This window comes from Bradyrhizobium sp. P5_C11_2, assembly GCF_054049755.1.
In genome coordinates this window covers 1-2,847 of record NZ_JBFULT010000765.1, presented here as the reverse complement: position 1 = coordinate 2,847, position 2,847 = coordinate 1, and the positions used below count along the sequence as shown (strand labels likewise).

At 60.8% G+C, this 2,847-nt stretch carries 8 protein-coding genes; 2 read left to right on the top strand and 6 right to left on the bottom strand.

The genetic code is table 11. The annotated features are described in order from the left end of the window. On the top strand, nucleotides 1-268 hold a 268-nt coding region (locus ACXJL8_RS38220), incomplete at its 5' end, for a DDE-type integrase/transposase/recombinase (protein WP_456686727.1). 86 nt (nucleotides 269-354) lie between these two features. Here the strand turns inward: ACXJL8_RS38220 and ACXJL8_RS38215 are convergent. From ACXJL8_RS38215 to ACXJL8_RS38195, 5 genes are all read right to left on the bottom strand, one after another. Beyond that, the gene (locus tag ACXJL8_RS38215; protein ID WP_456686726.1) at nucleotides 355-882 is read right to left on the bottom strand and encodes a DUF4142 domain-containing protein; all 528 of its coding nucleotides are present in this window, start codon (nucleotides 880-882) and stop codon (nucleotides 355-357) included. 86 nt (nucleotides 883-968) lie between these two features. Then, nucleotides 969-1,277, bottom strand: coding sequence for a hypothetical protein (locus tag ACXJL8_RS38210; RefSeq protein WP_456686728.1), 309 nt, complete (start codon nucleotides 1,275-1,277; stop codon nucleotides 969-971). 37 nt (nucleotides 1,278-1,314) lie between these two features. Beyond that, a complete protein-coding gene (locus ACXJL8_RS38205; protein ID WP_456686725.1) occupies nucleotides 1,315-1,482 on the bottom strand; it encodes a hypothetical protein in 168 nt (55 codons plus the stop codon). 104 nt (nucleotides 1,483-1,586) lie between these two features. Continuing rightward, a complete protein-coding gene (locus ACXJL8_RS38200) occupies nucleotides 1,587-1,844 on the bottom strand; it encodes a hypothetical protein (RefSeq protein ID WP_456686724.1) in 258 nt (85 codons plus the stop codon). Nucleotides 1,845-1,848: 4 nt separating this feature from the next. Beyond that, entirely contained in the window at nucleotides 1,849-2,088 is a 240-nt protein-coding gene (locus ACXJL8_RS38195; RefSeq protein WP_456686723.1) for a transcriptional regulator, read from the bottom strand. A 144-nt stretch (nucleotides 2,089-2,232) separates the two neighbouring features. Between ACXJL8_RS38195 and ACXJL8_RS38190 the strand changes: the two genes are divergently transcribed. After that, nucleotides 2,233-2,601 carry a hypothetical protein gene (locus tag ACXJL8_RS38190; RefSeq protein ID WP_456686722.1) on the top strand — a complete coding sequence of 123 codons (369 nt, stop codon included), beginning with the start codon at nucleotides 2,233-2,235 and terminating at the stop codon, nucleotides 2,599-2,601. 6 nt (nucleotides 2,602-2,607) lie between these two features. Here ACXJL8_RS38190 and ACXJL8_RS38185 read toward each other — a convergent pair. Further along, a partial coding sequence (locus tag ACXJL8_RS38185; protein WP_456686721.1) for a transposase occupies nucleotides 2,608-2,847 on the bottom strand: 240 nt, incomplete at its 5' end.

Here is a 2,847-nt window from a genome sequence, read left to right as displayed (position 1 = left end):
GCTCCACTATGTGACCAAGCACCTGCAGCAAGGCATCGAGAGTGACCACTTCCGGGTCAAGCGAGCGATGCCGCGGGTGGGCGGCTTCCGGTCCTTCCACACGGCGCGGCGCACGATCTGCGGCTTCGAGGCGATGCTGTGGCTGCGCAAGGGCTTCGGCTTTGCCGGCGCGTGGACCGTGTGCGAGCAGAACCGGCTGCTCGGGGTCTGCTTCGGACTTCAGGCGGTTAACAAATCGAAGGCGGCCTTGGACGTCACAGCCAAGTGACGCTGCCGCCGTCAGCCACGCGTGAAGAAGCTCCAGGCCGACCATGTGGCCCGGAGCTTCTGCTGGCGAGCCGTGAGTGGCCGTGCTTACTTGGCCAATTCCTCAGCCATCTTCTGATGGTGCTCGACGATCGGCAGCGTCTTCTCCGCAAACGCCTTCAGGTCGGCGTTGTCGCCGCCCTTAGCGTAACGTTTGTAAAGGTCGACCGTGTTCTTATGTCCGGAGATCTGATCGGAACGGTATTGCTTCTCGAAGTCATCGCCGTTCAGATCCTTGAGCTTGTCGATCATGCTCTGATGTTTTCTGTCGAGAGATGCTGGAACATCCGCCTTCACTTTGCCGCCTTGAACCATGCTTTTAATTGCATCGGTCGACGTGGTGTGGTCGGCAATCATCTTTTTTGCGAAATCGTCCGCCTTAGTGTCTTTTTTCTCCTGAGCGAGCTTGCTCGACTGGATCTCGAACATGTCGCTGATCGCGGCTTCGGTGATGAAGTCCTGCGTCGTGGGGCTGTTACCAAGTAACGAGTTAACGCCTGTCTTCTCGCCTATGGTTTCGGCGAGGGCTGGGGTAGCCAGAACGACGCAGATAGCAATAGCTGTAAATTTCTTCATGGTGGCGCCTCCTGATTTGCATCAGGAAACTGTTTTCTGCCAATGCTGTTCCGCCGGGCCGCTACACGTCGCACCAGCGTAACCGATCAGCGCCGCAGCGCCTCAATCCAGGCCTTTACCGGATCTACCACAAACGACACGTACGCGGCCCAGGTCCGTGCCCAGCCGCCCAGGGGCAGATCGGCGTCTGGCCGGGCTGCCATCAGCGCCGCCACGTAGCGGTCCTCGTGGGGCTTGCACTCGTCCAAGGCGTTGCGCTCCCGGCCGGGCTTGCTGCCGCGGTCAGGCTGTTGATCGTACGCGTCGCGCACACAGCTGTGCCACGCCTTCTCCATGGCCGGCAGATCGGCCGGCTCGGCCGCCAGGGCCGAGACCGGCCCGACACCCGCGAGCATGAGGAGCAAGACCAAGCGCCAGCCGTGCGCCGCCCGGCTATTCATCGGACGCGTTGGCCAGCTGCGTACCGGCTACCATCGCAGCCACCTCGCCTGAGGCCTGCTGCAGCTCATGGCGGGCAAAGCCATCGGCCAGCACAATCAGGCCGGCGAGCATGAACCCGAGCAGCAGGCAGCGGCGGACGGTGAGCGCGGGGATGAGCATGGAGGCGCCTTTGGGAGACGCCTGCAACGTAGCTGAGCCGATTGGCGCCGGCTGCCACGCTGCTGCAACAGCAGGTACGGAAAGCGAACGCGTTGACGTACCGCCTATGGCTGGTACCGCCCCTTCTCGCACCAGAACCGGGTTCGTGTACCTGGCTGACCACCGAAGAGCCCCGCAGCTGCGGCACAGTTCTCCCGGTTGTAGACCTCGCCGTCTGCCGCATCGAAGGTGGCGACGTGGATCCGCGCCCCGTCGTTGAGCACGGAGTTGCGGTACAGCGTGTAGGTGCTGGCGCCCTGCCCCTGGCAAGCGCTGAGCACACCGCACAGGGCGACGATCGCCAGGGATGCCATCAGGCGCATGGGATCAATTGCCGGCGGTCGCAGCATCGCTTGCGGTGCCCGCAGGGTTGCGCAGGCGCACGCCGTGCCCGCTGCCGTCATCCTCAAGGAACGTTGCGCCGGCGGCTTCCAGGGCGCCCTGCAGCGCCATGATGGTGCGCGGCTTCAGTTCGGCGCCGCCCTCGAACCGGGTGATTGTGTGCGTGGAGACGGATGCTAGGTGAGCCAGATCTCGTACGCCAAGGCCTAGACCCGTGCGAGCCATGCGACATGTCACCGGAACCATTTTTAGCACCGTGTACATATTTTCTGGTTGACGGACCAACGCAACCCCCGCTACCGATTGCACACGGTAGCGAAAACACCCCGAAACTCAACAACACCACCAGAAATAGGAAGCGCCATTCACATGGAACGCGAACGGGAAGCTATTGCCAACACCAAGCAGATGCGACGTGAATTAGACGACTCGATCGATGGAATGATGAATGTCGCCGATGGCACTTACCGCGGAGATGTAGACAACCCCGTCAATGATTTTACCAGAGTGATATTTGACATTTCGAGGAATGATATTGAAATTGACGAACAGGCGGATATCCTGCGCGAAGCAATCAAGTACCTTACAAAGAAGGGTAATTCATATGATTCACTGGGCGAATTGGTTGATGAAGCCTTTCGACAGGCTATTGATACAGTTGATAATCTTCCATGTGCTTTGCTCGCACTTTTGCGCTACCGCTTGAGGGGGCAACAGCTGGGCGCGTTGGTCTCTTAGGGCGTGTCATCGCTTGAGCCAGTCGAGGGCTGCGGCGAGGGACAGGACACCCATGAAGCTTGTGGCGGTTTTCTCGTAGCGGGTTGCGATGGCACGCCATTCCTTGAGCCTCGCCCAGAGGCGCTCGACCTGATTGCGATTGTTGTAGATCCAGTCCGGGCAGGCGACGGGGGTCTCGTGGTGCTGAGGCGGGATCGCGGGGCGCGCACCCATGTTCCAGATGTGCTCGCGGAAGGCGTGACTGGT

What these genes read in the sequence shown, in the direction of transcription:
- ACXJL8_RS38195 (WP_456686723.1), bottom strand. Translation starts at nt 2,088, where the DNA reads ATGGCTCGCACGGGTCTAGGCCTTGGCGTACGAGATCTGGCTCACCTA.
- ACXJL8_RS38205 (WP_456686725.1), bottom strand. Translation starts at nt 1,482, where the DNA reads ATGCTCATCCCCGCGCTCACCGTCCGCCGCTGCCTGCTGCTCGGGTTC.
- ACXJL8_RS38200 (WP_456686724.1), bottom strand. Translation starts at nt 1,844, where the DNA reads ATGCGCCTGATGGCATCCCTGGCGATCGTCGCCCTGTGCGGTGTGCTC.
- ACXJL8_RS38210 (WP_456686728.1), bottom strand. Translation starts at nt 1,277, where the DNA reads ATGCTCGCGGGTGTCGGGCCGGTCTCGGCCCTGGCGGCCGAGCCGGCC.
- ACXJL8_RS38215 (WP_456686726.1), bottom strand. Translation starts at nt 882, where the DNA reads ATGAAGAAATTTACAGCTATTGCTATCTGCGTCGTTCTGGCTACCCCA.
- ACXJL8_RS38190 (WP_456686722.1), top strand. Translation starts at nt 2,233, where the DNA reads ATGGAACGCGAACGGGAAGCTATTGCCAACACCAAGCAGATGCGACGT.